Origin of the sequence: Chitinophaga sp. (genome assembly GCF_036569125.1) — a bacterium.
GTDB lineage: Bacteria > Bacteroidota > Bacteroidia > Chitinophagales > Chitinophagaceae > Chitinophaga.
Map to the genome: position 1 here is coordinate 1 of NZ_DATCRF010000366.1, position 6,900 is coordinate 6,900.

The following is a 6,900-nucleotide window of genomic DNA, read 5'->3' on the forward strand; positions in this document are numbered from 1 at the left end:
AACCTTACCTGGGAAAGCAAGCACCAGCTGAATGCCGGTGTGGATATAGGCCTGTTCAAACGCGTGAACCTTACGGTGGATGTATATAATAACATTACCAAAAACCTGCTGCTGCAGGTATCCCAGCCGCTTTCCATTGGCTTTGAGCAACGCTGGGAAAACTCCGGTGAAATTGTGAACAAAGGCATTGAGCTGGGCTTAAGCAGTGTGAATATTAAAACCCGCGACTTTGAGTGGAACACGGATTTTAACATCAGCTTCAACTCCAACAAGCTGCAAAAGCTGCCCAGCGATATTACGCGCACACAGCCTACCTGGAGCATTTCACAGATCTACCGTAACGGCGGCAACCTGTATGAGTTTTACATGCCTAAATGGTTAGGCGTAAATGCACAAACCGGCGCGCCGCAATGGGAAGTGATACACCGGGATGCTGATGGAAAGGAAACCTCCCGCGAAGCTACCTCCGACTACGCCAGCGCCACTTACCAGGAAGTAGGATCGGCCCTGCCTAAATTCCAGGGTGGTATTAACTCCCAATGGAAGTACAGGAACATTGCGCTGAGCGTAAATGCTTATTTCCTTTCCGGCAACAAAGTGTTCAGCAATGCGCTGCGCTTTGTAATGAACGATGGTATTGAGCCTTATTACAACCAGATAGTGCTGCCGGATGGTTACAGCACCTGGACCAAACCCGGGGATAATGCTACGGAGCCCAGCCCGCAGAATAATGCGAATGCCACAGAAACCTCTACCCGTTACCTGAAAGACGGCAGTTTCTTTGCCATCCGTAACATATCACTGTCGTACACGCTGCCTAAAATATGGACCAGCCCTCTGAAGCTGGATGATGTAACCCTTTCCCTGACTGCCGATAACGTATATACGTTCACGAAGTTCCTGGGGCAGGATCCATCCACCACCATTGCCACGGGCAGCTATGTAATGCCCGGCGTGTCTGACTTTAAGTATCCCAATAATCGCCAGTACCTGTTAAATATTAACATCCGGTTCTAGGAAAAAAATTTAAGATCATGCGTACAAAATTCATACTCCTTATATTGGGTTTGCCGCTGCTGATAGCCGGCTGTCTGAAGGATGTAAATCCAAGCGATGCATTGAACACCGGCTCACTAACCGCCACCAAAGCAGGTTTGCAGCAGGCGGTGAACGGTGCTTACGCATTATTCAAAGATCATACAGAGTTCAATGGTACAACAGACCTTAACAACATGTACCTGCGCCAGTATTTTCAGCTCAGCGATTTTGCTTCTGATGATATTGTGTGTGCACAAACCACTACGGATCCCCTGTACTACAGCTTTTCACTGGATCATACGCCTACACAAACGAATAGCCGTTACTTCTGGTATATCTCTTACAAGATCATTAACGATGCCAACACGGTAATAGAATCTGCAGAAAAGATAGCCAACCCGGATGAAGGCATTAAACAGCTGATAGGCGAATGTTATTTCCTGCGCGCATTCTGCCACTTTAACCTGGTGCGTTTGTTTGCAAGGCCTTATACACAGAACCCTTCCGGCCAGGGCATTATCCTGCGCACCTCTACCAGCGACGAAGCATTAAAGGCCCGCGCAACGGTTGCAGAAGTATACAACGCCATAGTAGCCGATGCAGCAAAAGGCGCAGAGCTGATGAACCAGCCGCGCGGGGTACAGTTCGGCTCCAAAGAAGCTGCCTGGGCGCTGTTATCAAGGGCCTACCTGTACAAAGAGAATAATGACAGCACTACTTTTTATGCCGATAAGGTGATAAACTCCAACCGCTTTTCCCTGGAAACAGCCGCCACTTTCCCGCAGCTGTTCGCCAATGCCATGGCGGGCAGGGAGACCATTTTCTGCGCTGCCTTTACAAAGGTGGATGATTATGGTAAAGGAGGCTCCATTGCTTCTATGATCTATTCTGACGGTAATTCCGGCTGGGGCGAGGAATTTGCCTCCCAATCCCTGCGGGATACCATGGCAGAACATCCGGAAGATATACGCTGGTCTTATATAGTACCGGCCAAGAACCCCGATGGCAGTTTGCAGAAGAAGAATGGCATTGAAACGTATTACATCAGCAAGTTCTCTTTCCAGGAGGGCAGCCCTACGCTTAGCTCCCCTATCCTCTTCCGCCTGGCGGAAATGTACCTGAACAAGGCGGAAGCAGCTGCTAAAAAAGGAAATACTGCCGAAGCGCTGGATAACGTGGACATGATCCGCAAGAACCGCGGTTTGCAGAATGCCTTGTACAACAAAGTGCTGCCTGCCGGCAAAACCGCGCTGGATGTGGTGTTGAAGGAGCGGCGTATAGAGCTGGCCTTTGAAGGGCACCGCAACTTTGATGTGTACCGTAATAAACGGAACATGAACCGCACCTACTGGGGTTATCACCTGCCCGGTTTAAAAGAATCTGACATAAACCTGGCGGCAGCGCCCGGCGGTTATGCCAACATGATCATAAAACCGGATGCTAACCGCATTATATATTTTATACCGATCGATGAGATACAGACCAACAAGCTGTGCCAGCAAAATCCTTAATCATTAATCCGTATTTATTATGCAAATCAGCAAACATATATATACCGGCCTGCTGTTAGCTGCAATAGCAGTGGGTTGTAAGAAAGATGAAACCGCACCTGCAGCGGATATCGTGTATACGGTAGCCATCCAGGACAAGACCGTTACCTTCACCAATACCACCACCGGCGCCGTATCTTATAAATGGGATTTTGGCGACGGGGCAACTTCTACAGAAGCCAGCCCGGTACACACCTATCCCGATAAAGGCAAGTATGTGCCTACTTTATATGCTACCGATAACAACGGAAAGGTAGCGGAAGGATCAACGGTGATCTACATTGCCAAAACATCGCCTGTGAAGCTGGATGATAACAGCTTTGCCGACTGGGCTACGGTAACGGATTATGTGATTACCCCGGCTGCCGGTGAAACGTACTTTAAAAAGCTCACCATTGACTATGATGCATCGTACGTGTACATGCTGGTGGAAGTGAACTCCAAAGAAGCCAATGCCGACATCTACGATTTTTACCTGGATACGGATAACGACGCCAGCACCGGTTTTGTAACCGACTTTGCAGGCGCAGGGTTCGACGTATTGCTGGAAGGCACAGTGCTGGGCAACTGGCTGGATGCCTTTAACCATAAAGGCGCACCCAATGAATTTTCCTGGGACCCTACCGGTGCTACGGAATTTTACAACGTAGGATATAAAGCGCAGGATGGCAACACATTTAAGTTTGAAATGCGCATTTCCCGCAGTAAATTGAAAGGCCTGGCAGCTACCACGGCATTTAAAATGGGCATTATGGCCACCAAAGGCGACTGGTCGGCCGGCTTAGGCCGCATTCCCGGCGCCGGTGCAGCCGCTATTCAGGTTAACTTTGAATAAACCCTATGACTGAACTAAAAGCTAATGGCAGGTTACTGTCGCTGGATGTGATGCGCGGCATTATTATGCTGCTGCTGGCCGGCGAAAGCTGCCGGGTATACGAATCGTTACACGAGCTGCATATAGGCGGGCTGTTTGATATGCTCATTACACAGTTCTTTCACCATCCCTGGCACGGCCTCCGTTTCTGGGACCTGGTGCAGCCTTCATTTATGTTTATGGCTGGTACTGCCATGTACATTGCCGTAACACGCAAGCGTGCCAAAGGTGTTTCTGAACAAGATAACTTCCGGCACATTGCCATTCGCAGCCTGAAGCTGTTCCTTTTCGGTACCGGCCTGCATTGCGTATATGCAGGACGGTTAGTATGGGAGCTGTGGAATGTGCTTACGCAGCTATCATTCACCACCCTGGTGGCCTATTTCCTGATAGGCCGCTCTTTTAAGGTGCAGATAGCAGTGGCATTGGGCATGGTGATACTGAATGATGTGCTGTACCGCAGCATACTGGTGCCCGGTTTTGACCAGCCTTTTGTGCAGGGCCATAACTTTGGCGCCTATATGGATACCTTGCTGATGGGTAAAATAAACCCTGACGGCTGGGTAGCCATCAACTGTATTCCCACAGCGGCACATACCATTTTAGGCGTAACGGCCGGTAAGCTGTTAATGAGCAGCTATAGCAGCGCTGTTAAAATAAAGGCATTGGTAATAGCGGGTATTATTGCGCTGGCGCTGGGTTTTGGCGCGGACCTTTCCGGTCTTTCGCCCATCATTAAACGCATCAGCACCGGCGGTTTTGTGCTGGCCTCCTTAGGCTGGGTTACGCTGATACTGGCCGCGGTATATTGGTGGATAGATGTAAAAGACCATCCGCGTGGCACCTGGGTCGCCGTAGTGATAGGCATGAACTCCATTTTCATTTACCTGCTTTTTGAAACAGTAGGCGCACAGTGGCTGAACGGCGTTGTAGCTATTTTCGTAACCGGTTTTACAGGCTGGCTGCATATCACACCGGCCATACAGGCTGTATTATCTGCATTTGCAGTATGGGCTTTGGAATGGTATATTTGTTACTGGTTATACCAGAAAAAGATATTCTTCAAATTATAATCGTTATGAAACGCAGAGACTTTTTACGGAACACCGCCGTAGCAGGGGTAGGTTTTTCCCTGTTACAAACACCGGCACAGCTGATAGCTTCAGAAAAAAAGGCTAAGGTAAGAATGGGCCTCATAGGCGTAGGCGCCCGCGGGCTGGGGCATTTAGAGCTTTGCCTGCATCGCAGTGATGTAGAGGTAATAGCCATTGCAGACCCGGATACGCAGTACACCATTCCCAAAGCGCGGAACCTGATCAGCAAAGCCTACGGCGCTAAAAAGGTAGCAGAGTATACCAATGGCCCGGAAGATTTTCATAACCTGCTGAAACGTGACGATATTGACGCTGTAATTATAGCCACCCCCTGGGAATGGCATACCATACAGGCCGTAGCTGCCATGAAGGCCGGTAAAACGCCTGCCGTGGAAGTTTGCGGCGCATCTGACATACAGGAGTGCTGGGAGCTGGTGAACACCAGCGAAGCAACCGGCGTACCCCTGTTCGGGATGGAGAATGTATGTTACCGCAGGGATGTGATGGCGGTACTGAATATGGTGCGCCAGGGCCTGTTTGGTGAGCTTATTCACCTGCAGGGCGGTTACCAGCACGATCTGCGCGAAGTGAAATTCAACAACGGCAAACAATATTACGGTGGTGGTGTGGAGTTTGGCGAGAACGCATTATCAGAAGCCAAATGGAGAACCAACCACTCCGTACACCGCAATGGCGACCTGTATCCCACGCACGGCCTGGGACCTGTGGCCAACATGATCAACATTAACCGCGGCAACCGCCTGATGAGCATTACCTCTATGGCTACCAAATCACGCGGGCTGCATAAGTACATAGTAGATCATGGCGGCGAAAACCATCCCAATGCAAAGGTGGAATTTAAGCTGGGCGATATTGTAACCTCGCTGATAAAAACCAATAACGGGGAAACCATTATGCTGTCGCACGATACCAACTCCCCCCGCCCCTACTCGCTGAACTTCCGCGTGCAGGGCACCAATGGCTTGTGGATGGATGATGTACAATCCGTGTACGTAGAAGGTAAAAGCAAACCGCATACCTGGGACAAGGCCGGTGATGAATCCGATGCTAACAGCTACATGGCTAAGTATGACCACCCGCTGTGGAAGCGCTACTCCGCCGACACTGCAGGCGCCGGCCATGGCGGCATGGACTGGTTTGTGATCAATTCCTTTGTGGAAAGCATTAAACGCGGCACACCGTATGCGCTGGATGTATATGACCTGGCTACCTGGTATGCCATTACCCCGCTGAGCGAGCAGTCCGTATCAGAAGGCGGCCAGGTGCAGTATATCCCGGACTTTACGCGCGGGAAATGGATGAACCGCAAACCCATTTTTGCGCTGGATGGAGAATATTGAGTGTTTTATACAGAGAAGCAGTATTTACAAGCCCTCCGGAAAAGCCGGAGGGTTTTTTATTATACTCTTTTTCTTTTTACGATCATCTGATAGGGCAGAAAATACAACGCATTTATAAGGGAGCATATAATGATCAATATAATGGGGTCCAGCAGGCTGCTTATATTCATCATACCCATCTTCCAGAAAAGGCCCTTCATCACCACCAGCAGCATGCTTAGCGGTAATGCAGCAGCATCCAGCGCCAGGATGATGATCAACGGCCACCAGCGGCTTTCTTTTAATGCGCGGAAGGCCTGTATGGCCGTAAAAAAGGTTACCAGGCAATAGATCAGCACCAGGATCAGATCTTTCAGCGTACTTCCTCCGATCTCTGTGCTGTAATACCTGATGGAGGTGCTTTGGTTTATTATCTTGTCAATGGAAAACTCGTAGAGATAACCGGTTATGATTATATAAGCAATGAGTACCAGTATTCTTTTAAACGTGGTCATAATCAATTTAAGGCCTTTATGCTAACCTGCAGCCCTGGATGCGCTAAGATAAGCCTTCATTTAGTTTTTTGTTTAATTACAGCCCCGTTCTTTTTCCGCATTGCATAAATACTTTTCCCGCTTCGATTACCAGCTGCGTTTTATCATGACAACCTTTGCATCCAAATAAATTACAGATGAAAGGACTTCTAAACAAATATCTACTATTTGTAATGGGATTGGTATTGTCTTATATGAACGTGAACGCGGAGGAGATACCACGCGGCAGCATTAAAGGCACCGTAGTAACCAGCGACGGTAATGCTGCGCCATCCGTTACTGTACTGTTAAAGGGCACCAAAAAATATGCGGTCACCAATGAGAAAGGCGAATTTATACTACGCGATGTGCAGCCCGGAACCTATGAGCTGGTGGTATCGCTGATCGGGTTTAACACCATACAGCAATCTGTAACGGTGGAAGCCGATAAACAAGCCAGCACAACCTTCC

6 protein-coding genes and 1 pseudogene are annotated in these 6,900 nt (G+C 49.1%); 6 read left to right on the forward strand and 1 reads right to left on the reverse strand.

Annotated elements, in window-relative coordinates:
• From VIM87_RS13690 to VIM87_RS13710, 5 genes and pseudogenes are all read left to right on the forward strand, one after another.
• Window positions 1–1,017: pseudogene (locus tag VIM87_RS13690) on the forward strand (SusC/RagA family TonB-linked outer membrane protein); the annotation flags it as partial.
• A 17-nt stretch (window positions 1,018–1,034) separates the two neighbouring features.
• Window positions 1,035–2,549, forward strand: a complete 1,515-nt coding sequence (locus VIM87_RS13695; protein ID WP_331997536.1) for a RagB/SusD family nutrient uptake outer membrane protein — start codon at window positions 1,035–1,037, stop codon at window positions 2,547–2,549.
• Between the two features lie 19 nt (window positions 2,550–2,568).
• The gene (locus VIM87_RS13700; RefSeq protein ID WP_331997537.1) at window positions 2,569–3,423 is read left to right on the forward strand and encodes a PKD domain-containing protein; all 855 of its coding nucleotides are present in this window, start codon (window positions 2,569–2,571) and stop codon (window positions 3,421–3,423) included.
• Window positions 3,424–3,428: 5 nt separating this feature from the next.
• Complete coding sequence (locus VIM87_RS13705) at window positions 3,429–4,535, forward strand: DUF5009 domain-containing protein (protein ID WP_331997538.1); 1,107 nt, start codon at window positions 3,429–3,431, stop codon at window positions 4,533–4,535.
• A gap of 5 nt (window positions 4,536–4,540) precedes the next feature.
• Window positions 4,541–5,917 (forward strand): Gfo/Idh/MocA family protein, encoded by a 1,377-nt coding sequence (locus VIM87_RS13710; protein ID WP_331997539.1) that lies wholly within the window; start codon window positions 4,541–4,543, stop codon window positions 5,915–5,917.
• A 59-nt stretch (window positions 5,918–5,976) separates the two neighbouring features.
• Here the strand turns inward: VIM87_RS13710 and VIM87_RS13715 are convergent, their stop codons facing one another.
• Window positions 5,977–6,411: a hypothetical protein gene (locus VIM87_RS13715; RefSeq protein ID WP_331997540.1), complete on the reverse strand. Its 435-nt coding sequence runs from the start codon at window positions 6,409–6,411 to the stop codon at window positions 5,977–5,979.
• A gap of 176 nt (window positions 6,412–6,587) precedes the next feature.
• Between VIM87_RS13715 and VIM87_RS13720 the strand changes: the two genes are divergently transcribed.
• Window positions 6,588–6,900: carboxypeptidase-like regulatory domain-containing protein (locus VIM87_RS13720; RefSeq protein WP_331997541.1), on the forward strand; the 313-nt coding region annotated here is incomplete at its 3' end.